Annotated in this window: 18 protein-coding genes and 1 pseudogene; 2 read left to right on the forward strand and 17 right to left on the reverse strand. The window is 66.0% G+C overall.

Annotated features, from left to right (window positions below; translation table 11 throughout):
• Together DU475_RS16440 and DU475_RS16445 are read right to left on the reverse strand one after the other, a co-directional pair.
• Positions 1–1,678, reverse strand: a 1,678-nt coding sequence (locus DU475_RS16440) for a ComEC/Rec2 family competence protein (RefSeq protein ID WP_164632743.1), incomplete at its 3' end; no start/stop codon positions are given.
• A gap of 92 nt (positions 1,679–1,770) precedes the next feature.
• Positions 1,771–3,453: a glutamine--tRNA ligase/YqeY domain fusion protein gene (locus DU475_RS16445; protein ID WP_164632744.1), complete on the reverse strand. Its 1,683-nt coding sequence runs from the start codon at positions 3,451–3,453 to the stop codon at positions 1,771–1,773.
• A 161-nt stretch (positions 3,454–3,614) separates the two neighbouring features.
• On the opposite strand from DU475_RS16445, the gene gltX reads away from it, so the two are divergent.
• Together gltX and gltA are read left to right on the forward strand one after the other, a co-directional pair.
• Positions 3,615–5,036: a glutamate--tRNA ligase gene (gene gltX / locus DU475_RS16450; protein ID WP_142882795.1), complete on the forward strand. Its 1,422-nt coding sequence runs from the start codon at positions 3,615–3,617 to the stop codon at positions 5,034–5,036.
• A 150-nt stretch (positions 5,037–5,186) separates the two neighbouring features.
• Complete coding sequence (gltA, locus tag DU475_RS16455; protein WP_013502306.1) at positions 5,187–6,491, forward strand: citrate synthase; 1,305 nt, start codon at positions 5,187–5,189, stop codon at positions 6,489–6,491.
• Between the two features lie 262 nt (positions 6,492–6,753).
• Here the strand turns inward: gltA and lpxB are convergent, their stop codons facing one another.
• From lpxB to DU475_RS24115, 15 genes and pseudogenes are all read right to left on the reverse strand, one after another.
• Positions 6,754–7,947, reverse strand: coding sequence for a lipid-A-disaccharide synthase (gene lpxB / locus DU475_RS16460; protein ID WP_164632745.1), 1,194 nt, complete (start codon positions 7,945–7,947; stop codon positions 6,754–6,756).
• Complete coding sequence (locus DU475_RS16465; RefSeq protein WP_047309575.1) at positions 7,944–8,801, reverse strand: LpxI family protein; 858 nt, start codon at positions 8,799–8,801, stop codon at positions 7,944–7,946. Before DU475_RS16465 ends, lpxB begins: the two co-directional genes overlap by 4 nt.
• 18 nt (positions 8,802–8,819) lie before the next feature.
• Positions 8,820–9,662, reverse strand: a complete 843-nt coding sequence (gene lpxA / locus DU475_RS16470; protein WP_164632746.1) for an acyl-ACP--UDP-N-acetylglucosamine O-acyltransferase — start codon at positions 9,660–9,662, stop codon at positions 8,820–8,822.
• Positions 9,663–9,670: 8 nt separating this feature from the next.
• A complete protein-coding gene (gene fabZ / locus DU475_RS16475) occupies positions 9,671–10,126 on the reverse strand; it encodes a 3-hydroxyacyl-ACP dehydratase FabZ (RefSeq protein ID WP_013502302.1) in 456 nt (151 codons plus the stop codon).
• Positions 10,126–11,208: a UDP-3-O-(3-hydroxymyristoyl)glucosamine N-acyltransferase gene (gene lpxD, locus DU475_RS16480; protein ID WP_164632747.1), complete on the reverse strand. Its 1,083-nt coding sequence runs from the start codon at positions 11,206–11,208 to the stop codon at positions 10,126–10,128. The genes fabZ and lpxD overlap by 1 nt, the downstream gene beginning before the upstream one ends.
• 132 nt (positions 11,209–11,340) lie before the next feature.
• On the reverse strand, positions 11,341–13,869 hold the full coding sequence (gene bamA, locus DU475_RS16485) for an outer membrane protein assembly factor BamA (protein ID WP_164632748.1): 2,529 nt from the start codon (positions 13,867–13,869) through the stop codon (positions 11,341–11,343).
• A gap of 172 nt (positions 13,870–14,041) precedes the next feature.
• Positions 14,042–15,193, reverse strand: a complete 1,152-nt coding sequence (gene rseP / locus DU475_RS16490; RefSeq protein WP_013502299.1) for an RIP metalloprotease RseP — start codon at positions 15,191–15,193, stop codon at positions 14,042–14,044.
• Between the two features lie 44 nt (positions 15,194–15,237).
• Positions 15,238–16,461 carry a 1-deoxy-D-xylulose-5-phosphate reductoisomerase gene (dxr, locus tag DU475_RS16495; protein WP_013502298.1) on the reverse strand — a complete coding sequence of 408 codons (1,224 nt, stop codon included), beginning with the start codon at positions 16,459–16,461 and terminating at the stop codon, positions 15,238–15,240.
• A 4-nt stretch (positions 16,462–16,465) separates the two neighbouring features.
• Positions 16,466–17,314 (reverse strand): phosphatidate cytidylyltransferase, encoded by an 849-nt coding sequence (locus tag DU475_RS16500; RefSeq protein WP_164632750.1) that lies wholly within the window; start codon positions 17,312–17,314, stop codon positions 16,466–16,468.
• Between the two features lie 5 nt (positions 17,315–17,319).
• Positions 17,320–18,078: an isoprenyl transferase gene (locus tag DU475_RS16505; RefSeq protein ID WP_013502296.1), complete on the reverse strand. Its 759-nt coding sequence runs from the start codon at positions 18,076–18,078 to the stop codon at positions 17,320–17,322.
• Positions 18,079–18,286: 208 nt separating this feature from the next.
• Positions 18,287–18,847: a ribosome recycling factor gene (frr, locus tag DU475_RS16510; RefSeq protein ID WP_013502295.1), complete on the reverse strand. Its 561-nt coding sequence runs from the start codon at positions 18,845–18,847 to the stop codon at positions 18,287–18,289.
• Positions 18,848–18,910: 63 nt separating this feature from the next.
• The gene (gene pyrH, locus DU475_RS16515; RefSeq protein ID WP_164632749.1) at positions 18,911–19,627 is read right to left on the reverse strand and encodes a UMP kinase; all 717 of its coding nucleotides are present in this window, start codon (positions 19,625–19,627) and stop codon (positions 18,911–18,913) included.
• 72 nt (positions 19,628–19,699) lie between these two features.
• Positions 19,700–20,626 (reverse strand): translation elongation factor Ts, encoded by a 927-nt coding sequence (gene tsf, locus DU475_RS16520; protein WP_013502293.1) that lies wholly within the window; start codon positions 20,624–20,626, stop codon positions 19,700–19,702.
• Between the two features lie 124 nt (positions 20,627–20,750).
• Positions 20,751–21,746, reverse strand: coding sequence for a 30S ribosomal protein S2 (locus DU475_RS16525; protein ID WP_013502292.1), 996 nt, complete (start codon positions 21,744–21,746; stop codon positions 20,751–20,753).
• A 237-nt stretch (positions 21,747–21,983) separates the two neighbouring features.
• Positions 21,984–22,218 (reverse strand): annotated as a pseudogene (locus DU475_RS24115) (hypothetical protein); the annotation flags it as partial.

Here is a 22,218-nt window from a genome sequence, read left to right on the forward strand (position 1 = left end):
CGCCCCGGCGCAGCGGCGTGCGCAGCAATCCGATCAGCACCAGGCCGAGCGACGCCACGAGCAGAGGCCCGACGCCGAATGCGGTGACCCGGCCGACCGCACCGGGCAACGCCGCGACCCACTGGGCCACCACGATCATCCAGTCGATACCGATCTCCATGATCCGCCAGAACGGCGCATCGAGGCCGAACGGCATCGCGGCGAGGCCGAGCATTCCGGCCGGCATCACGATCGCGGAGACCACCGGCATCGCCACCAGATTGCTGAGCACGCCATAGGGCGTGATGCGGTGGAAGTGATAGGCGCCGTAGGGCATCGTCGCCAGTCCGGCGACCAGCGAGGCGAGCAGCAGCAGCGCGATTTCCCGGCCGCCCCACAGCGCCGCACGCGCCGTCGCCGAACTGTCCGCCTTCGCGAACAACGCCGGCATGCCGACCTGCACCAGTGCGACCAGACCGAGCGTGGCGGCGAACGACATCTGGAAGCTGGGATGTAGCAGGGCTTCCGGCGCGATCAGCAGCACGATCAACGCGGCCAGCGCCAGGGTCCGAAAGGTGATGGCACGGCGGTCGACCATCACGGCGATCAGGACCACCGCGGTCATCAGAAACGACCGCTGGGTCGCGACCTCCGCGCCCGACAGCGCCAGATAGAACGCTGCGGCGGCAAGCGCTGCAGCCGCAGCCGCCTTCTTGATCGGAAACGTCACCGTCAGCCGCGGCACCATCGCCAGCAGCGCGCGCAACGCGAAGAACACCACGCCGGCCACCACCGCCATGTGATAACCGGAGATCGACAGCACATGGCCGAGGCCGGAGACGAACATCGCATCGTTCACCGGGGTCGAGATCGCGTCGCGCTTGCCGGTGAGGAGCGCCGTGGCGATCGCGCGGACGTCTCCTCCCAGCGAGGCGCGGATCCGTGCGTCGATCGCGTCGCGCAGCCCCTGCATCACCGCGGCGTAGCGAAGCCGCCAGCCGGCGTCCTGCGGCGGCTCGGCGGTGGCGATCGCGCCGAGCACGAAGCCGGAGGCGGCGATGCCCTGGAAATACAGATCGCGCGCGAAGTCGTAGCTGCCCGGCCGAAGCGGCTGGAGCGGCGGCTGCAGCCGCGCCTTCAGCGTCACGAAACTGCCGACCGCCGGCGCCGTGCCCTTCCGTACCGACAGCCGCACCCGTTCGAGCGCCGGCGCCCGCGCCGCCTGCATCTGCGTGACGCGCAGGACGAAGCGGTCGGAGCGTTCGCGTTCCTCACGGACCTCGACGAAGCCCCTTAGCTCGGCGGCGAACACCGGCGCCACCAGCACCGGATGCGCAATTCGTTCGCCCTTCAGCGCCGCGGTGGCGAAGCCCGCCGTCAGCGCCGCGATCAGCAGCACCGGCGCGAACGCCCGGCTTCGCCGCAGCAGCACGGCGGCGACGCCGAGCACGACCGCGGTCGCGGCGGCCACCCAGGCGACCGGCTCATGATCGGCGGCAAAGTACAGCGCGATGCCGGTGCCGAACGCCACCGGCGTCCATGGCAGCAGCCGGCCCGGCCCCGCTTCGGCCCGCGCCCAATCCCGGAGACGGTCGAGGAACGCCGGCCGCCACGACAGGCCGGACGGCAGCAACGCACCGGCGCCGGCTGGCGCCCCGGTCGGCCATGTCCGTGCTGTGGTCCGATCGCGCCGCTCCACGGCACTCGCCCCCGTCCGCCGCGAGCGGAACAGTGGAGCAGAATGCCTTCGCCGGCAATTGCCGGCGGAGCGCAATCAGGATTGGAGCTAGCTCAGCCCTTCGCGACTTCCTTGGCGAAGGTATCGCGCAACCCGATGGTGCGATTGAACACCGGCTTGTCTGCGGTCGAGTCGCGATCGCGAACGAAGTAGCCCTGACGCTCGAACTGCAGCGGCTCGGTCGAAGCGCTCGCCGCCGTCTCCGGTTCGATCCGCGCGTCGGTCAGGACTTCGAGCGATTGCGGATTGAGATCGTCGGCGAAGGTCGCCGCGCTCGGCGCCGGATTGGCGAATAGCTGATTGTAGATCCGGATCTCCGCCTTGACCGACTGCGCGGCCGGCAGCCAGTGCATCGTCGCCTTGACCTTGCGGCCGTCGGGCGCGTTGCCGCCGCGGGTTTCCGGATCGTAGGTGCAGCGCAGCTCGACGATCTCGCCGGCGTCGTTCTTGATCACTTCACGGCACTTGATGAAATAGGCGTAGCGCAGCCGCACCTCGTTGCCGGGAGACAGCCGGAAGAACTTCTTCGGCGGGTTCTCCATGAAGTCGTCCTGCTCGATATAGATCTCGCGGCCGAAAGCGATCTTGCGGGTGCCGAGGCTCGGATCATCAGGATGGTTGATCGCCTCGAGCTCCTCGGTCTGGCCTTCCGGATAGTTCTCGATCACCACCTTCAGCGGCTTCAGCACCGCCATCCGGCGCTGGGCGGAGCGGTTCAATTCCTCGCGGATGCAGAACTCCAGCATCCCGAGATCGACCACGCTGTTGGCCTTTGCGACGCCGATCCGCTTGACGAAGTCTCGCAGCGCCGCCGGCGGCACGCCGCGGCGCCGTATCCCCGCCATCGTAGGCATCCGCGGATCGTCCCAGCCCGCCACATGGCCGCCGCGCACCAGCTCGGTCAGCACACGCTTCGACAGCAGCGTGTAGGTGATGTTGAGCCGCGCGAATTCGTACTGCCGGGGCTGCGACGGCACCGGCAGCTTCGACAGCAGCCATTCGTACAACGGGCGGTGGTCTTCGAACTCCAGCGTACAGATCGAGTGGGTGATGCCTTCGATCGCATCCGACTGGCCGTGCGCGTAGTCGTAGCTCGGATAGATCGACCATGTGTCGCCGGTGCGCGGATGGTGCGCGTGCAGAATGCGGTACAGCACCGGATCGCGCAGGTTGATGTTGCCCGACGCCATGTCGATCTTGGCGCGCAGCACCCGCGTGCCGTTCGGGAATTCGCCGGCCTTCATCCGCCGGAACAGGTCGAGGTTTTCCTCCACCGAGCGGTCGCGGAACGGGCTGTTCTTGCCCGGCTCGGTCAGCGTACCGCGGCTGGCGCGGATCTCATCCTGCGACTGGTCGTCGACATAGGCGTCGCCGTTCTGGATCATCAGCTCCGCCCAGGCGTAGAGCTGCTCGAAATAGTCCGAGGCGTAGAACATGTGTTCGCCCCAGTCGAACCCGAGCCAGCGGACGTCGGCCTGGATCGAGTCGATGTATTCCTGCTCTTCCTTGGTCGGATTGGTGTCGTCGAACCGCAGATGGCAGCGGCCGCCGAATTCCTGCGCGATGCCGAAATTCAGCGCGATCGATTTGGCGTGGCCGATGTGCAGATAGCCGTTGGGCTCCGGCGGGAACCGGGTCACGATGGTCCGGTGCTTGCCGCTGTCGAGATCGGCCTGGACGATGTCGCGAATGAAGTCGCGCCCTGCCTCGCCCGCCGCTGTATCTGCCGTGGTCATTCGTCAATCGTCCTGCTGGTCGGAACCGAAAGGGGTATCTGCCAAATCCGCCGCCCCGCGCCAACCCCTTCGGCCTGCGCGGACCACTTTAGTTATGCGCCGATCCTGCTATACACCCTGCGTGCCGCTCCGGCGCGTTCCCTTCCCTGCATTTGGTTCGAATGACCCGTCCCGTCGTCACCCGCTTCGCGCCCTCGCCCACTGGTTTCCTGCACATCGGCGGAGGCCGCACCGCGCTGTTCAATTGGCTGTACGCACGCAAGCACGGCGGCACCATGCTGCTGCGAATCGAGGACACCGACCGCCAGCGCTCGACCCAGGAGGCGATCGACGCCATCCTCGACGGCCTGAAATGGCTCGGGATCGATTGGGACGGCGACACCGTCTACCAGTTCGCCCGCGCGGCCCGGCACCGCGAGGTCGCCGAGCAGCTTCTGGCGGCCGGCAAGGCTTACCGCTGCTACGCCACCGCCGAGGAGCTGGCGGCGATGCGCGACAAGGCCCGCGCCGAGGGCCGCGCCAAGCTGTATGACGGCACCTGGCGAGACCGTGATCCGTCCGAAGCGCCGGAGGGTGTCAAGCCGACCATCCGGCTGAAGGCGCCGCTCACCGGCGAGACCGTGATCGAGGATCAGGTCCAGGGCCGTGTCGCCTGGCAGAACGAGAATCTCGACGATCTGGTGCTGCTGCGTGGGGACGGCACCCCGACCTACATGCTGGCGGTCGTGGTCGACGATCACGACATGGGGGTCACCCACGTCATCCGCGGCGACGACCATCTGATCAACGCGGCGCGGCAGAAGCAGATCTACGATGCGATGGCGTGGGAGCTGCCGGTGATGGCGCACATCCCGCTGATCCACGGTCCCGACGGCTCGAAGCTGTCGAAGCGCCATGGCGCGCTCGGCGTCGACGCCTATCGGGCGATGGGATACCTGCCCGCCGCGCTGCGCAACTATCTGGTGCGTCTCGGCTGGAGCCACGGCGATCAGGAAATCTTCACCACGCAGGAAATGATCGAGGCATTCGACCTGCCGGCGATCGGCCGCTCGGCGGCGCGGTTCGATTTCGCCAAGCTCGAAAGCCTCAACGGTCACTACATCCGCCAGAGCGACGATCACTGTCTCGTGACCCAGCTCGAAGACCTGCTGAAATACATCCCGCAGGGGCCGGCGATCGCCGCCAAGTTCGACGACAGCATCCGCGCCAAGCTGACCCAGGCGATGCCGGGGCTGAAGGAGCGTGCCAAGACGCTGCTCGAGCTGCTCGACAATGCCGGCTTCATTTTCGCCGACCGGCCGCTGTCGCTCGATCCGAAGGCCCAGGCAGTGCTGACGCCGGAAACCCGGCAGTTGATCGGCCGGATGCGCGCTGCGCTCGACGAGGTCACGCCGTGGACCGCGGCCACCACCGAGGCGGCGATGCGCAGCTTCGCCGAGCAGGCCGGGCTGAAGCTCGGGGCGGTGGCGCAACCGCTCCGGGTGGCGCTCACGGGACGGACCACATCGCCGGGAATCTTCGACGTTCTGGCGGTGCTGGGACGCGACGAATGCCTGTCGCGGCTGGCCGATCAGGCCGGGTAAAAGCCCGGGGAAACGGCTCGCGTCCGGCCGCCTTGCGGTGCACACTGCAATGAGCTACGCATTCCCGCCAGCGCTTCAAGACAACCAGTCTCGCTCGCAAGAGCGCTGCGCATACGGCTGGTTTCGCCAACGAACATCGGGGACCACACGATGGACGCAACGACCAACAACAAAACGGCAACGCTGACGGTTGGAAACAAGAACTACGATCTTCCGGTCCTGACCGGAACAGTCGGCCCCGACGTCATCGACATCGGCAAGCTCTATGCCCAGACCGGGATGTTCACTTACGATCCCGGGTTCACCTCGACGGCGAGCTGCCAGTCCAAGATCACCTACATCGACGGCGACGCCGGCGTTCTCGAGTACCGCGGTTACCCGATCGAACAGCTCGCCGAAAAGGGCGACTTCCTCGAGACCTGCTATCTGCTGCTGTACGGCGAACTGCCGACCAAGGCGCAGAAGGAAGATTTCGACTACCGCGTCACCCGCCACAACATGGTACACGAGCAGATGGCCCGGTTCTTCCAGGGCTTCCGTCGTGACGCGCATCCGATGGCGGTGATGGTGGCTTCGGTCGGCGCGCTCGCCGCGTTCTATCATGACTCCACCGACATCAACGATCCGACCCAGCGGATGGTCGCCTCGATCCGGATGATCGCCAAGATCCCGACGCTGGCGGCAATGGCCTACAAATACTCGAGCGGCCAGCCCTTCATCTATCCGAAGAACTCGCTGAGCTACGCGGCGAACTTCCTGCGGATGTGCTTCGCCACGCCGTGCGAGGAATACGTCGTCAATCCGGTGCTGGCCAACGCACTCGACAAGATCTTCACGCTGCACGCCGACCACGAGCAGAACGCCTCGACCTCGACGGTCCGCATCGCCGGCTCGTCGGGCGCCAACCCGTTCGCCTGTATCGCGGCCGGCATCGCCTGCCTGTGGGGCCCGGCTCATGGCGGCGCAAACGAGGCGGCGCTGGCGATGCTGAAGGAAATCGGCACGGTCGAGAACATTCCGGACTTCATCGCCAAGGTGAAGGACAAGAACTCGTCGGTGCGGCTGATGGGATTCGGCCACCGCGTCTACAAGAACTACGATCCGCGCGCCAAGATCATGCAGCAGGTCTGCCACGAAGTGCTGGCCGAGACCGGCCACCACGGCGACCCGCTGCTCAAGGTGGCGATGGAGCTGGAGAAGATCGCGCTCAACGATCAGTACTTCATCGATCGCAAGCTGTACCCGAACGTCGACTTCTATTCGGGCATCACGCTGAAGGCGATGGGCTTCCCGACCGACATGTTCACCGTGCTGTTCGCGGTCGCCCGCACCGTCGGCTGGATCAGCCAGTGGAGCGAGATGATCGAAGACCCGCAGCAGAAGATCGGCCGTCCGCGCCAGCTCTTCACCGGTGCGACCACCCGCAACTACGTCGAGATCAGCAAGCGCGGCTGACGCTTCTTCACCTGCTAACAGTTCGAAGGACCGGCCTTGTGCCGGTCCTTTTGTTTTGAGGACTTGATCACCGGAGCAGTGCTGCTCTTGACAGACACAGGGCCGCGTTTCGGAGCGATCACGACAGATACGACGTCATGGTTGAGGGAGCACGAAGCACCGTCTCAAGCCAAGCTCCTCGGGACGCAGGACGAGAACTCCGCCTCCCTGGGACTGGCTAAATCCCGCTTCAATCCATCGATCAGGCGTGCTGACCAGTTGGTCAGCCGATCGAGCGGCGCCTCTGCATCACGTCCGCTACGATGTCAGCCGCACGTCCGCTCGGGGTCTGGTCGCCGGTCGACAGGATGGCGTCGATCCTGGCGAAGCCGGCGAGCTGGCGGCGCCGCGCCGGGGTGTCGCCGAGCAGATCGCGCACCGCCGGCGCGAGCCTGTCCGCGACGCAATCCTCCTGAATGAACTCCGGCACCACGTCGTCGCCGATCACCAGATTGGCGAGGATCACCGTGCCCGGACGCACCACCCGCCGTGCGATCCAAATCTCCAGACTGCCGGCCCGATAGGCGGTCACCATCGGCACGCCGGCGATTGCCAGCTCCAGCGTGACGGTGCCGGACTTCGCCAGCGCAGCATGCGCGATCCGGAACGCGGCGCGCTTCTCCTGTTCGCCGACCACGATGCGCGGCTGCACCTCCCATGAGGCGACCGCGGCGCGGACAAGGGCCTCGAGATGCGGCGTGGTCGGCAGCACCGCCTCGAACGCGACGCCATCGCGCCTCAGCTTGGCCAGCGAGTCGCCGAACGCGGCGGCGTGGTGGCGGACTTCGCTGCGCCGACTGCCCGGCAGCACCAGCAGCACGGGCGGCTGGGCATCGCGGCGCGCCTGCTCCGTCTGGCTCGGCCGCAGCGAGTCGAACTGCTCGGTGAGCGGATGACCGACATAGCTGCATGGCGGGCCCTGCAGCCGGCGATACTCGGCCGGCTCGAAGGGCAGCAGCGCCATCACGTGATCGACATAGCCGAGCATCGCCCGCGCCCGCCCCGGCCGCCACGCCCACACCGTCGGCGACACGTAGTCGACGATCGGAATCGCCGGATCGCGGAGCCGGACCCGCCGCGCCACGCGGTGGGTGAAGTCGGGGCTGTCGATGATCACCAGGATGTCGGGTTTGGCGGCGAGCACTGCGTCCGCGGCGCGGCGGATCAGCTTCAGGATCAGCGGCAGCCGCTGCACCACGGCCGCGAAGCCGATGATCGACAATTCCTCGATCGGAAACAGCGACACCAGCCCCTCGCCGGCCATGGAGTGGCCGCCGATTCCGGCGAACCGGACCCGCGCGCCGAACCGGGCGCGGAGCTCGCGCATCAGCGCGCCGCCGAGCCGATCGCCGGACTCCTCGGTCGCGATCAGATACACGGTCCGAACGCGATCCTCCTGCGATCCGGCGGCCGTCATTCGCGCGTTCCGATCACGAACAGCCCGGCCCTGTCGGCGGCCGCGATCATCGTTTGCGGCTCGGCGACGACGGTATGCCCGGCGACCACGGCGACGCCGCCGAGGCGCGCCGCGACCAGCCCTTCGATGGTCGTCGGTCCGACCGCAGGCAGATCGAAGCGCAGATCCTGGCCGGCCTTCGGCGCCTTCACCAGCACGCCATGACCGGGCTTGGCGCGAATCCGCCGGCTGTCACGGAGCTGCGCCACGCGTCGCAGCAGCTCGTCGGTACCGCCGGTATCCTCGACCGCGACGACGTGACCGTCGATCACCACGCAGCCCTGGCCGATATCGAACGGGCTCAGCGCCGCCAGCACTGCGCGCCCCTTGGCGATGTCGGCCTCCACGCGCGCATCCGGTGCAGCGCGGGTCAGGCAGCCCTGCGGGATCAACAGATCGCTGGCGACGTCTTTCAGGCCGAGCAGCCGGAAGCCGTGGCGCTCGAACAATCGGCCGACCCCGGTCAGGAGATGGTCGTCACCGCCGCGATAGGCCGCCAGCACTGCCGGCAGAACTTTGATCGCGCCCCAGTCGAGCCGCATCTCCGACAGCGCCGGCCGCACCAAGGAGCCGATGAACACCAGGTCGCGGCATCCCTCGGCGCGCAACAGCCGCAACAGCCTGCCCAGCGCGCCCATCGGCAGCCAATGGTGTCGATACGCAGCCACACGCTCGGAGTCGCAGCTTCCCTTCAGCGCGAACAGGACCGGCGTCAGACCGCGCGCGGCGAGCGTATCGGCGACCGCAAACGGCAGCGCGCCGCCGCCGGCGATGATGCCGACCTTGGCGCCGAGCGGTGGGAGAGAATCGGTCATGGCCGGAGCACCGGCCGGTCAGGCGTCGTCGTCGTCGTTGACGCTCGCGCCGCCTTCGCGCGCCATGCACAGCGCGACGCGCTGGCCGCGTCCGCCTCGGGCCTTGATGTCGTCGATGAAGCCGACGATCTCGGCGATTGCCGGGTCCTCCCCGGTGCGCGATCGCACTCGCTCCAGTCGTTCGGCGAGCGGGCCGGCGCTGTGGAACAGGTCGTCGTAGAACGCGCGCACAATTCTCAGCCGCTCCTTGGTGAATTTGCGCCGGCGCATGCCGACGATATTCAACCCGGACAGCTTCGCATAGATGCCGTTGGCGAGCGCGTAGGGAATGACATGGGTGCGCAGCCCGGTCATGCCGCCGATCATCACCTGGTGCCCGACCCGGGTGAACTGCTGCAGCACCGTCATGCCGCCGATGAAGGTGAAGTCGCCGATCTCGCAATGACCGCCGAGGGTGGCGGCGTTGGCGAAGATCACGTCGTTGCCGACGATGCAGTCGTGGCCGACATGGCTGGCCGCCATGAAGAACCCGCGGTCGCCGACCCGGGTGACGCCGCCGCCCCCGACCGTGCCGGTGTTCATCGTCACGTTTTCACGGATGGTGCAGGCGTTGCCGACGACCAGCGTGGTCGGCTCGCCCTTGTAGCCGGTCGACTGCGGCGCGCCGCCGAGTGAAGCAAACGGATGGATGGTGCAGCCTTCACCGATCGTGGTGTGGCCGGTGACGTTGACGTGGCCGATCAGACGGGTCCCGGCGCCAATGCTGACATGGGGGCCGATCGTGCAATACGGGCCGATCTCCACACCGTCGCCGAGTACCGCTCCGTCTTCGATCCGCGCAGTCGAGTCGATTGTGCTCATTCAGCCCGTCAATCTGCCAGCATCGCGCCGACATCGGCTTCGGCGACGATCTGGCCGTCGACCTTGGCCTCGCCGTGAAACCACCACATCGTTTTCCGTCTGCCGGTGCGCGTCAGGTGATACTCAACGGTATCGCCCGGCATCACCGGCTTGCGGAACTTGCACTTGTCGATCGTCAGGAAATACACCGCGCGCGGCTTCTCGGTGCCGGTCACCGACAGGATGCCGATCACCCCGGCGGTCTGCGCCATGCCCTCGATCATCAGCACGCCGGGATACACCGGACGCTCCGGGAAGTGCCCCTGAAACGCCGGCTCGTTCACGGTGACGTTCTTGATGCCGATGCCGCTGTAATCCTCGCGGATGTTGATCACGCGATCGATCAGCAGAAACGGAAAACGGTGCGGCAGGGTTTTGAGGATGGTGTTGATATCAACGTGCTCAAATCGAATCGGTGATTCCATCACCCCCGTCCTTCATCCCTGTCGTCGTCGGGTTTCGCCGCCGTCTCGGGCCCGCTGGCCTCAGCGAGCCGCCGTACTGCCAGCATCTCCCGGAACCATGTCCTGGTCGGCCTGGCGAACATGCCGCCCCAGCGCTCACCTGCCGGAATGCTGTCCTTTACTCCGGACATCGCCGCCACCTGGGCGCCGTCGCCGATCAACACGTGATTGTTGATGCCGACCATCGCTCCCAGCGCGACGTTGTCGCCCAGCGTCAGGCTGCCGGCAAGGCCGCATTTCGCGGCGATCACGCAATGTCGACCAATTGTTACGTTGTGGCCGATCTGAACCTGATTGTCGATCTTGGTGCCCTCGCCGATCACGGTGTCGCGCAGCGATCCGCGGTCGATCGTCGTGCCGGCCCCGAGCTCGACGTCGTTCTGGATGATCACCCGGCCGGTCTGCGGCACCTTGGTGTGGCGGCCCGCGAAAATGAACCCGAAGCCGTCCTGGCCGATGTGGCAGCCGGGATGCATCAGAACGTTGTTGCCGATCAGGGCGTGCTGCAGATGGCTGCCGGCGCCGATGTCGCAATCCCGGCCGATCTTCACCCCGGCGGCGATCACCGCCCCCGCCCCGATCACCGTGCCGGCGCCGATCTCGACGTCGGGACCGATCACCGCCAGCGGCTCGACCGTGACCTCGTCCTCGAGCTTGGCGGTATCGTCGATCACCGCGGTGGGCGCGATGCCCTGTCCGGCGAGACCGGTGCGCGGCCGCAGCGCGTCAGCATAGAGCTGGCGGGCGACTTCGACAAAGGCATGGAACGGCCGCCGCGCTCGCAGCACTGCAACGTGCGGCGGCACCCTGCCCTCGAACCGCTCGCTGACCAGACAGGCCCCAGCGCGGGTCGCGACGAGGTCGTCGGCGTAGCGGAGATTTTCAAAGAAGGTCAAATGCATCGGCCCGGCCTCGTCGAGCGAGGCAAGTCCGGTGATGCGATGCTCCGCCTGCGAAGCATCGACCAGCGTCGCCTTCGTCAGGCTGGCGATCTCGGCCAGCGTGGACGAAGGACGCGGTGGGAAAAACGAGGTTGATGCCATTCCTTCGGTCGCGGTCCGGCCTGCAGGACTTAGAGCTGATCCGGCTCTGACAGAGTCAGAGCCGGATCTACTGTTGTTGGGGTTGGGGCGATTCTCTTACGCGAGCCGGTTCCGGCGTCGCTAGAAACCGCCTTAGAACGAAGTGCCGCCGCCGAACTTGAATTCCTGAACGCGGTCGTACTTACCCTTCGTGATCGGGATCGCGTAGTCGAAGCGCAGCGGTCCGAACGGCGAGGCCCAGATCAGGCCGACACCGACCGAGGTGCGGACGAGGTTGGTGTCGTCATAGTTCAGGCCCGAACAGGTGCCGATCGTGGTCTGGCTCGCCGGGGTGCAGCCCGGAGTGTTGACTTCACCGGTGAGCGTCCATGACGTCGGTCCCTTGTAGTCGAACAGCGAACCGGCATCGGCGTAGATCGCGCCCTTGAGCCCGACTTCCTTCGGCAGGAACCAGAACGGCATCTGCAACTCGACCGACGCGCCCCAGTAGTTGGTGCCGCCAAGCGCGTCGCCGCCGTAGCCGTAGATGGCGTAGGTGCCGATGTCGCGCGGACCGATACCGTTCGGGGCGAAGCCGCGAACCAGGTTCGAGCCCATCTGGAAGTGATCGAGCATCCGGAGCTGGTTGTCGCCATAGGTGCTCAGATTGCCGGCCTGCAGATGGATCAAGCCGATCAGGTCCGCCACCAGCGGGGTGTAGTACTTGGCGTCGAACGCGGTCTTGATGAACTTCACGTCGCCGCCGACACCGGCGAAGTCCTGACGCAGATCGACCAGCAGACCGTCGGTCGGGTTCTTGATGTTGTCCAGGGTGTTGTAGGTGAGCGTGTAGCCCAGCGACGAGGTCCAGTAAGCACCGCCGGCCAGACCGATACGGACCGGCAGAGATGCTTCGCCGTCGCCGTAGCAGCCCAGCACGCCATAGGTGCTCTGCAGGTTGTTGGCGGCGATGTACTGCGGCGTCGGGAAGAACGAGCTGCTGCTCGGGATGTTGTTACAGTTGTTCAGGTACGACGGCAGCGTGATCTCCTGCCGGTACAGCGAGTAGCGGATCTGCAGCGACAGGTCTTCCCGCAGCGCGAAGCCGAGGCGCGGGCTGAAGCCGAGCGTCTTGGTCGAGTACGAGATGTACCGGTTGGCGAGCTGTTCGCGCTGATACAGGTCGAGGCCGAGCGCGACGCGGTAGTCGAGCAGATACGGCTCGACGAACGACAGCGAGTAGCCACGGGCGTACTGGCCGTACTGCACCGACGCCTTGGCGAAGATGCCGCGGCCGAGGAAGTTGCGTTCCGAGACCGAGACTTCACCCAGCGCACCGTCGCTGGTCGAATAGCCGCCCGACACCGAGAAGTCGCCGGTCGATTTCTCTTCGAGATTGACCACCAGGATGACGCGGTCGCTCGACGAGCCCGGCTCGGTGGTGATTTTCACGGACTTGAAGAAGTCGAGGTTCTTCAGCCGGCGCTCGGCACGATCGACCAGCGCACGGTTGTAGGCGTCGCCTTCGGAGATATCGAACTCGCGCCGGATCACGTAATCGCGGGTCCGGGTGTTGCCGACGACGTTGATGCGCTCGATGTAGACGCGCGGACCTTCCTCGATCGAAAACACGATCGAGACGGTGTGCTCGTCGAAATTACGATCGCCGCGCGGACGCACGGTCGCGAACGCATAACCGCGCCGCGACAGCTCGATCTGCATCTCCTCGACCGACTTCTCCAGCGCCTCGGCGTTGTACAGCGAGCCGACATTGACGCGCGAGTAGCTGCGCATCGAATTGGCATCGAGCGTCGGGATCGTGGAGTCGAAGGTCACCGAACCGACGCGGTACTGCTGACCTTCCTCGATCTGGAAGGTCACCATGAAGCCCTTGCGCTCCGGGTCGTACTCGGTGAGCGCGGCCACCACCTGCACGTCGGCAAAGCCGTGCTTCAGATAGAAGCGGCGGATCAGGTCGCGGTCGGCCTCGACCCGGTCCGGATCGTAGACGTCGCCGCTGCCGAGGAAGCTCAGCAGGTTGGATTCGCGGGTCTTGATGACGTCCTTCAGGCGATAGGACGAATAGGTCTTGTTGCCGACGAATTCGATCGACTTCACGCCGGTCTTCGGACCTTCGGTGATCACGAACACCAGATCGACGCGATTGTTGGGCTGCTCGATGATCTGCGGGTCGACGCGAACGTCGTAACGGCCGGAGCGGCGGTAAATTTCGGCAATCCGCAGCGCGTCGCCCTGCACCATCGGGCGGGACAGCGTGCCGCGCGGCTTCGACTGGATTTCAGCCGAAAGCTGCTCGTCCTTGATCTTCTTGTTGCCCTCGAACGCCAGGCGCCCGATCACCGGGTTCTCGACGACGCTGACCACCAGCCGGCCACCGGCCTGGTTGATGCGCACGTCCTGGAACAGACCGGTCTCGATCAGCGCCTTGAGGCCGTCGTCGATCGACCCCTGATCGAGGCGACCGCCCGGACCGGGCTTGAAATAGGAGCGAATGGTCTCGGCCTCGACCCGCCGGTTGCCCTCGACCGCGATCGACGAAGCGGACTGGGCAGCGGCAGGAGACGCCATCACCACCCCGACCGCCGTCGTGGCGACAGGTACGGCGAAAAACACCAGGGCGGCACCGACTACCCCCCGCAACACTCGCATTCCAACTTTCATGCGCTACGCGCCCTTGTCATTCCGATGCCGGCACAGTGTCCCGCACCGACAGAATCCCCAGGTTGCCTCGCTTGTAGACAATTTTGCCCGGGTGGCAAACGTCCTTTCGCGATGCGATTTCAATTTCATTCCAACACGTTGCCCATCCGCCACGTTTGACGGATGGAATACATCAAGACGACGCCAGATGGAGGATGTCGTTGTAGGTCGCGAACATCATCAACATCAGCACCAGGGCCAACCCGATTCGGAACCCGAGCTCCTGGGCCCGCTCCGACAGCGGACGGCCGCGGACGGCTTCGATCCCGTAGAACAGCAGGTGCCCGCCATCGAGCAGCGGAACCGGGAACAGGTTGAGCAGCCCGATCGAGATCGACAGCACCGCAGCCAGATGCAGCAGCGGCGTGAAGCCGATCGTGGCCACCTGCCCCGACACCTGGGCGATCCGCAGCGGCCCGCCGAGCTGGTCGGCCGCCTCACGCCCGGTGAAAATACCGCCGATATAAGAGAACGTCCGATCGACGACGAACCAGGTCTCCTTGACCCCCATCCACAGCGCGACCGCCGGATTGACCTGCTCGGTGGTCACCTCCCCCGCGGCGGTGGACCGGCTGATTCCGAGAATGCCGAGGCGCTGGACGTTGCCGAAGCGGTCCTTGATCTCCTTCAGCTCCGGCGTCGCCGTCAGGTCGACCGTCGAATCGCCGCGCTTAACGGTAAATCTGAGCTGGCGGCCGGCCTCGGCGCTGACGATGCGCTGCATCTCGAGGAAGCTGCCGATCGCGCTGCCATCGATCGAGGTCACCACGTCGCCCGGCCGGAACCCGGCCGATTCGGCGGCGCTGCCCGGCTGCACCCCGTCGACCCGCGCCGACGTGCTGGGCACCCCGAACACGCTGAACAGGAAGGTGAACAGGACAATCGCAAGGATGAAATTGGCCAGCGGACCGGCGACCACGATCGCCGCGCGCGGCCCGACCGGCTTGTGGTGGAAGCTGACCGCACGATCCGCGGCCGACATCTGTGACAGCGCCTCGCCGGAGGGCGTGCTCGCCTCGCTGTCGTCGCCGAAGAATTTGACGTAGCCGCCGAGCGGCACAGCGGACAACTTCCAGCGGGTACCATGGCGGTCGTTGAAGCCGACGATCTCCGGGCCGAATCCGATCGAGAAGGTCAGAACCTTCACGCCGTTCCAGCGGGCGACCAAAAAATGGCCGAGCTCGTGGAAAAACACCACGATCGTCAGGACGAACAGGAAAGGCACCACGTAGCCGATCAGGCCGTGGCTTAACGTATTGTAGCTATTCAGAAAAAGATCGGCCATCCCATTCCTTTCGAGCAGAACCGACGGCCCTGTTCCCTGGTCCTCTAAGATGCCTTTGCGGCAATTTGAGGCAACAGGGTGGCAGCCAGGTCTCGTGCCTGGCGGTCGAGTGCGATGGCATCGTCGGCGGAGCCGAGCGGCGCCAGATTGCCGGCGCGCACCCAGCGATCGAGCGTGTCCTCGACCAGACGAGCAATCGCCCCGAACCGGATCTTCTGAGCGATGAAGGCGGCGACCGCGACCTCGTTGGCGGCGTTGTACACCGTCGTCGCACCATGCCCGGTACGAAGCGCGTCATAGGCTAGGCGAAGCCCCGGAAAACGCGCAAAATCAGGCGCTTCGAAGGTCAATTGACCAATCTTGGCGAGGTCCAGTCTGGCGGCGCGTCCGGTAATCCGATCCGGAAAGCCGAGGCAATGCGCGATCGGAATCCGCATGTCGGGCGCGCCGAGCTGTGCCACCACGGAATGATCGGCGAATTCGACCAGACCATGGACGATCGACTGCGGGTGCACCAGCACGTCGATTTCGTCCGGCGACAATGCGAACAGATACGACGCTTCGATCACCTCGAGGCCCTTGTTCATCATCGACGCCGAATCGATGGTGATCTTCTGGCCCATGCTCCAGTTCGGGTGCTTCAGAGCCTGCGCCAGCGTCGCCTGCTCGATATCGGCGGCAGCCCAGGTGCGGAACGGCCCGCCCGAAGCCGTAATGATGACCCGGGTCAATTCATGACGGTTGCCGGAGGCCAGCGCCTGGAACAGCGCATTGTGTTCCGAATCGGCCGGCAGGATCTGCGCGCCGGCAGCGGCGGCCCGGCTCATGAAGAAATCGCCGGCACACACCAGACACTCTTTGTTGGCGAGCGCGACGGTGGTGCCGCGGTCGACCGCGGCCAGCGCCGGCTTCAGCCCGGCGGCGCCGGAAATCGCCGCCATCACCCAGTCGGCGGGCCGTGCGGCGGCTTCGATCACCGCACTTTCGCCCGCGCCGCAGGCGATGTCGGTGCCGGCCAGCGCCGCACGCAACTCGCCGAGCCGCGCCGGGTCGGCGACCGCGACGAAGCGAGCGTTGAATTCCTTCGCCAGTTTGGCGAGGCCCGCGACATTGGCATTGCCGGTCAGAGCTTCGACCCGGTAGCGCTCGGGCGCAGCCCGGATCAGATCCATCGTGCTGTCGCCGATCGAACCGGTCGCACCGAGCACGCTCACCGTCCGCACGCCGTTATGGGCGGACGGGGCATTTTTCAGGGGGACTGCACTCATCGGATCACCACACCATAAGTCCGCTGCCAATACCATCCAGCGGCGCGCGAGTCAGGCCGATCAGCACGGCTGTCACCACCGCGGCGACGTAGCCGTCGAGCCGGTCCAGCAGCCCGCCATGACCGGGAATGATCTGGCTCGAATCCTTGACGCCGAACGTCCGCTTCACGGCGGATTCGAACAGATCGCCGAGTTGCGACACGATCGAGAGAATCGCCGCAAGCCCAAGCAACGGCAGCACTTTCCCGAACCCTGCAAGACCGAAACCAAGCCCCACCAGGAGGCTGAGGGACAATCCTCCGATCGCGCCGGACCAGGTTTTCTTCGGACTGACCCGCGGCCACAGCTTCGGACCGCCCAACGTTCGACCGACGAAATAGCCGCCGATATCGGCGCCCCACACCACCATCAGGATCAGCACCAGGGCTGGAAAGCCGTGGTCAGGGTCGAGCCGCACCAGAATCGATGCGATCAGCGCCGCCGCCGCGTAAGCAAGCCCGGAGGCGGTCCAGCGCCGCGGCTGATCGCCGAGCAGCGCCAATCCGCCGACGCCGAGCGCCGCCGCGACCATCGCCGGCACCGGCTTGTCGAAGGCCAATCCCAGTCCACAGACGATCAGGCACAGACAGCCGAGCACCAGCACGCGGAAATCACGCGCCGCTCCGACAATCGACAGCCATTCGATGAACAGGCCGACCGCCACCGCGGTCGCCAGCAACGCCCAAGGCCAGCCTCCGAGATACGCGATCGCGATCGCGCCCGGCGCCAGCACCAGCGCAGCGGCGATTCGCATGACCAAATTCCGGGACCCCTGCTCGGCCGCCGGCGCCGGCGCCGCCTTGTCCTCACTCACGCGTGTCACGATCCTGTCTTGGCGGCCAATCCGCCGAACCGGCGTTCGCGCCGGGAATATTCGGCGATCGCGCCTTCCAGCGCCGCCTTGTCGAAGTCCGGCCAGTGAATGGGCACGAACACCAGCTCACTGTACGCAGCCTGCCACATCAGGAAATTCGACAATCGTTGTTCTCCGCTGGTGCGGATGATCAGGTCGGGATCGGGAATATCCGGCGCGTCGAGATAGCGTCCAAGCGTTGCGATATCGATGCTCTCCGGGTCGCGCTTGCCCTCGGCCACTTCGCGCGCCAGCCGCTGGGCGGCGTTGGCGATCTCCTGGCGCGAGCCGTAGTTGAACGCCACCACCAGATTGAGCTTGGTATTATTGCGAGTGAGTTCCTGCGCCTCGTCCAGCAACTGGCAAAGATCGGGCGCGAGCCGGTTGCGCTCGCCGATCACCCGGATCCGCACCCCGTCCCGGTGGAGCGAAGCCAGATCGTTGCGGATGAAGCGGCGCAGCAGGCCGAACAGGTCGCCGATCTCGGTGGCAGGCCGCGACCAGTTTTCCGAGCTGAACGAGAAGATCGTCAGATACTGGATACCCAGTTCGCTGGAAGCGCGAACCACCCGGCGCAGCGCCTCGACGCCGCGGCGATGTCCTTCGGCGCGCGGCAACCCCCGCGCCGCCGCCCAACGCCCATTGCCGTCCATGATGATCGCGACATGCGCCGGAGCGCTCGACGGCTCGGACGGGTCAGGCAGAGGCGCGGCAGCTTTCGACATCGCTCATTCCCGAAGCATCATCCCGCGAGAAGATCACCGGCTCGCTGCCAGAAATTATTCGAGATCAGTAAGTTATAGTCGAGACGACGACAAGAGCCGAAGTGCCGCCACGACCCGCCGCGATCGCTGCGGCCAAGATCACAGGCAACGATCGCCCGCGCACAGAATCTCGCCGGGCCGCGACCCGGCGATCATCACAGCGAACAGGCTAGACGGTCAGGATTTCCTTTTCCTTGTTCGCGAGCAACTGATCGATCTCGCCGATGGTCGCATCGGTGGCCTTCTGAACTTCCGTGTCGAGCCGCTTCTGGTCGTCCTCGGAGATTTCGTGGGCCTTCTCCAGCTTCTTGATGGTGTCGAGGCCATCGCGGCGGACGTGCCTGACCGCGACGCGGGCGGCTTCGGCATACTTGTGCGCGACCTTGACCAGCTCCTTGCGGCGCTCTTCGTTCAGCTCGGGGATCCGCAGCCGGATCACCTGTCCTTCAGTCGCCGGCGACAGGCCGAGGTTCGAATCGACGATGCCCTTCTCGACCGCCTTGACCATCGACTTGTCCCAGACCTGCACCGAGATCAGCCGCGGCTCCGGCACCGACACGGTGGCAACCTGATTGAGCGGCATGTGGCTGCCATAGGCGTCGACCTGCACCGGCTCGAGCATCGAGGCCGAGGCGCGCCCCGTACGCAGACCACCGAGTTCGTGCTTCAGGGACTGCGCAGCGCCCTGCATCCGCCGCTTCAATTCGTTGATGTCGAACTTGTCGGACATAACCGCCTCTCTCTTCCTGAAATCTGAAATCACCATCGCCGTGCGAAGCGCGGCGGTCGCCTGTCAGCCCGCCACCACCGTGGCGCGTCCCGCACCACGTAGCACCGCACCGATCGAACCGGGGTCGGCGATCGAGAACACGATGATAGGCAGCGAGGTTTCGCGGGCAAGCGCGAAAGCCGTCGCATCCATCACCTTGTAGCCGCCGGCAAGGGCTTCGGAATGGGTCAGCTTCTCGAACCGCTTCGCATTCGGATCGCGCTTCGGATCGGCGGTGTAGACACCATCGACGTTGGTCGCCTTGAGCACCGCGCCGGCGCCGATCTCGGCGGCTCGCAGCACTGCGGCCGTGTCGGTTGTGAAGTAAGGATTGCCGGTGCCGGCGGCGAATAGCGCAATTCCGCCTTCGCGCAGCGTCTGTTCGGCGGCGGCCCGGGTGTAGAGTTCGCAGACTTCCGGCATCATCAGCGCAGCCAGGGTACGCGCCTTCTGGCCATGACGTTGCAGCGCTTCGGCGAGCGCCAGGCAGTTCATCACGGTGGCCAGCATGCCCATCGTGTCGCCGGTGGTCCGCGACACGCCGCGGGCGGAGACTTCGACGCCGCGGAAAATATTGCCGCCGCCGATCACCACTGCGATTTCGACGCCGAGCGCGCGGGCGGCGATCAGTTCGCTCGCCACCCGATCGATGGTGGCCTGATCGATACCGTAATCCTGGGGACCGGCGAAAGATTCGCCCGACAGCTTGACCAGCACACGTCGATAGATCGGCTCAGCCATGACGCGGTCGTTGCCCCCTGTTGGCCGAACGACTCCCGGCCCGAAGGCCGGAAGTCGCGAAGCACGAAACGCTTACTTCTGGCCCGAAGCAGCCGCGACTTCGGCAGCGAAGTCGGAGGTCTGCTTCTCGATGCCTTCGCCGAGCGCGTAGCGGACGAAGCCGGCGACCTTGATCGGCGCACCGACCTTGCCTTCGGCTTCCTTCACGGCCTGGGCGACCGACTTGCCCTTGTCGTCGTGGATGTAGGCCTGCTCGAGCAGGCAGACTTCCTTGTAGTAGGTCTTCAGGCCGTTCTCGACGATCTTCTCGATCATGTTTTCCGGCTTGCCCTGCTGACGGTACTTGTCCGCCATCACCTCGCGTTCGCGCTGAACCACGGCCTGATCGAGCCCGGCCGGGTCGAGCGCCTGCGGATTGGCGGCGGCGACGTGCATCGCGAGCTGGCGGCCGAGCGTCGCGAGTTCGTCGGCCTTGCCGGCGGATTCCAGCGCGACGATCACGCCCATCTTGCCGGCGCCGTCGATCACCGCGTTGTGGACGTAGCTCGAGACCACGCCCTGCGACACTTCCAGCGCGGCGGCGCGGCGCAGCGTCATGTTCTCGCCGATGGTGGCGATGGCGTCGGCGATCGCGCCGGCGACCGTGGTCGAGCCGACCGGGGCGGCGTTGATCGCGTCGATGTCGGCGCCGACCTTCAGAGCCACCTGGGCGATCATCTTGACCAACCCCTGGAACTGCTCGTTGCGCGCAACGAAGTCGGTCTCGGAGTTGACCTCGATGACAACACCCTTGGTGCCGTCGGTGAGCGCGCCGATCAGACCTTCCGCGGCGACGCGGCCGGCCTTCTTGGCTGCCTTCGACAGGCCCTTCTTGCGCAGCCAGTCGATCGCGGCCTCCATGTTGCCGTCGGTCTCGGCGAGCGCCTGCTTGCAATCCATCATGCCGACGCCGGTGGTCTCGCGCAGCTCCTTGACCATTGCTGCAGTAATCGTTGCCATCGCTAATAAGCCCTCTGCCTGTGAGTGCGACCGCGCAGCCGAAGCCCGCGGTTCGCAATCAGGAACACATCTCAGATTTTGACGACGGAACGATGCGGCCGGATGCCGGCCGCATCGCCTCGTATTACTCCGCCTCGGCGGTCAGCGACTTGGCCTGCGCCACCCAGGCATCGGCCCGGCTCGGCAGACCGACTTCTTCGCCGATCTGATGCGCGGTGGCCTGGTCGAGCTCGGCAAGCTGCCAGAAGTGGAAGATGCCGAGGTCGTTGAACTTCTTCTCGATCGCGCCGGACACGCCCGCCAGCTTCTTGAGGTCGTCCGGGGTACCACGCGGACCCGGCAGACCCTGGAAGGACGAAGCCTGCGCCGCCGGCAGGTCTTCACGCAGCGGCTGCGACGCCGCACCGATGTCGATGCCGACATCGCCCTGCGCGCGCGAAATGCCGTCGATCACCGCACGGGCGACCAGATCGCAGTACAGCGCAATGGCGCGACCGGCGTCGTCGTTGCCCGGCACCAGATAGGTGATGCCCTTCGGATCGCAATTGGTATCGACGATCGCGGCGACCGGAATGCCGAGACGCTGGGCTTCCTGGATCGCGATGTCTTCCTTGTTGGTATCGATCACGAAGATCAGATCCGGAAGACCGCCCATGTCCTTGATGCCGCCGAGCGAGCGGTTGAGCTTGTCGCGCTCGCGCTGCAGCTCGAGGCGCTCCTTCTTGGTATAGGCGTTGGCGTCAGCCGAGCTCAGCACGTCTTCGAGGTGACGGAGCCGGCGGATCGAGCCCGAAATCGTCTTCCAGTTGGTCAGCGTGCCGCCGAGCCAGCGCGAATTGACGAAGTACTGCGCCGAGCGCTTGGCGGCATCGGCGACGGCGTCCTGCGCCTGGCGCTTGGTACCGACGAACAGCACGCGGCCGCCCTTGGCGACGGTGTCGCTGATCGCCTGCAGCGCACGATGCAGCATCGGCACGGTCTGGGTCAGGTCGACGATGTGGATGTTGTTGCGGACGCCGAAAATGTAGTCCGCCATCTTCGGATTCCAGCGATGCGACTGGTGACCGAAATGCACGCCAGCTTCGAGGAGCTGACGCATCGAGAATTCAGGAAGCGACATAGGTAGTTCTCCGGTTGGTTCCTCCGGAAACGTGTGGGCAACCGTGCCTCACGTGGGGACGAATCCCCTCGCGGCCCGGTGCCACCGGACGGCCTTGCGAGCCATGTTTCCGTGTGAGATGGCGCGCGTTATAGCGGGATTCCCCGATAACGCAAGGCGGAACGGTGCGGATCGGCCGACCGGACGAGGCCTCCCCGCCCCGTCTCGCCCGCCCGCCGCGGCGGGCGGGCAGGCGATTCAGACGACCTGCGTCCGGTTCAGCATTGGCTCACTCCCGGCGGGCAGCGTTTGGCCGGGCCCTGCGGCCGCGGCGGCGGGGCGGTCCTTGGCGGCGCCGGTGGCCGCGGCGGTGCGATGTGGGGCGGCGGGGCCATGCGGGCGGCAGCAGGCGGCGGCGCCATCCGCGGGGCGGCCTGCGACGGCAGCGACGGCATGGCCGGGCGCGGGGCTGCGTGCATCGGCGGCGGAACCG

The sequence above is a fragment of the Rhodopseudomonas sp. WA056 genome, assembly GCF_010906995.1.
Lineage (GTDB): Bacteria > Pseudomonadota > Alphaproteobacteria > Rhizobiales > Xanthobacteraceae > Rhodopseudomonas > Rhodopseudomonas palustris_G.

Bases quoted from the DNA above. Each gene is read 5' to 3' on its own strand.
- DU475_RS16445 (WP_164632744.1), bottom strand. From the start codon at position 3,453: ATGACCACGGCAGATACAGCGGCGGGCGAGGCAGGGCGCGACTTCATT.
- gltX (WP_142882795.1), top strand. From the start codon at position 3,615: ATGACCCGTCCCGTCGTCACCCGCTTCGCGCCCTCGCCCACTGGTTTC.
- gltA (WP_013502306.1), top strand. From the start codon at position 5,187: ATGGACGCAACGACCAACAACAAAACGGCAACGCTGACGGTTGGAAAC.
- lpxB (WP_164632745.1), bottom strand. From the start codon at position 7,947: ATGACGGCCGCCGGATCGCAGGAGGATCGCGTTCGGACCGTGTATCTG.
- DU475_RS16465 (WP_047309575.1), bottom strand. From the start codon at position 8,801: ATGACCGATTCTCTCCCACCGCTCGGCGCCAAGGTCGGCATCATCGCC.
- lpxA (WP_164632746.1), bottom strand. From the start codon at position 9,662: ATGAGCACAATCGACTCGACTGCGCGGATCGAAGACGGAGCGGTACTC.
- fabZ (WP_013502302.1), bottom strand. From the start codon at position 10,126: ATGGAATCACCGATTCGATTTGAGCACGTTGATATCAACACCATCCTC.
- lpxD (WP_164632747.1), bottom strand. From the start codon at position 11,208: ATGGCATCAACCTCGTTTTTCCCACCGCGTCCTTCGTCCACGCTGGCC.
- bamA (WP_164632748.1), bottom strand. From the start codon at position 13,869: ATGAAAGTTGGAATGCGAGTGTTGCGGGGGGTAGTCGGTGCCGCCCTG.
- rseP (WP_013502299.1), bottom strand. From the start codon at position 15,193: ATGGCCGATCTTTTTCTGAATAGCTACAATACGTTAAGCCACGGCCTG.
- dxr (WP_013502298.1), bottom strand. From the start codon at position 16,461: ATGAGTGCAGTCCCCCTGAAAAATGCCCCGTCCGCCCATAACGGCGTG.
- DU475_RS16505 (WP_013502296.1), bottom strand. From the start codon at position 18,078: ATGTCGAAAGCTGCCGCGCCTCTGCCTGACCCGTCCGAGCCGTCGAGC.
- frr (WP_013502295.1), bottom strand. From the start codon at position 18,847: ATGTCCGACAAGTTCGACATCAACGAATTGAAGCGGCGGATGCAGGGC.
- pyrH (WP_164632749.1), bottom strand. From the start codon at position 19,627: ATGGCTGAGCCGATCTATCGACGTGTGCTGGTCAAGCTGTCGGGCGAA.
- tsf (WP_013502293.1), bottom strand. From the start codon at position 20,626: ATGGCAACGATTACTGCAGCAATGGTCAAGGAGCTGCGCGAGACCACC.
- DU475_RS16525 (WP_013502292.1), bottom strand. From the start codon at position 21,746: ATGTCGCTTCCTGAATTCTCGATGCGTCAGCTCCTCGAAGCTGGCGTG.